We start from the raw sequence: 285 nt of genomic DNA, 5'->3' as shown, positions 1-285 counted from the left end.
ACAAATGAGTGAATCAAGGCACTTAATGCTGCAAAAATGATTGCTGCTACTAACGCCATTCCGAAACCATCTATTACAAAGCTACTTCCCATCATCACTGAAGTTAACCATAAAGTAATGGCGTTTACTACAAATAGGAACAATCCAAGGGAAAGCACTGTTAAGGGAAGTGTAAAGAAAATTAGAATTGGCTTTACGATTAGATTGACTAGTGCCAATACAAAACTAGCCAATATTGCTGCAGCGATCCCCGACACTTCCACTCCAGAGAAAAAGTGTGAGATG

Annotated in this window: 1 protein-coding gene; it reads right to left on the bottom strand. The window is 39.3% G+C overall.

Going from position 1 to position 285, the window contains the following annotated elements; all coding sequences use genetic code 11:
• On the bottom strand, window positions 1-257 hold a 257-nt coding region (locus AOA61_RS05740), incomplete at its 3' end, for a phage holin family protein (protein WP_218197345.1).
• Between the last annotated feature and the right edge of the window lie 28 nt (window positions 258-285).

The organism is Pseudomonas sp. 2995-1, assembly GCF_002742505.1.
In the GTDB taxonomy this organism is placed as follows: Bacteria; Pseudomonadota; Gammaproteobacteria; order Pseudomonadales; family Pseudomonadaceae; genus Aquipseudomonas; species Aquipseudomonas sivasensis.
The sequence above is the reverse complement of the archived record's forward strand: the minus strand, read 5'-3'. Positions and strand labels throughout refer to the sequence as shown.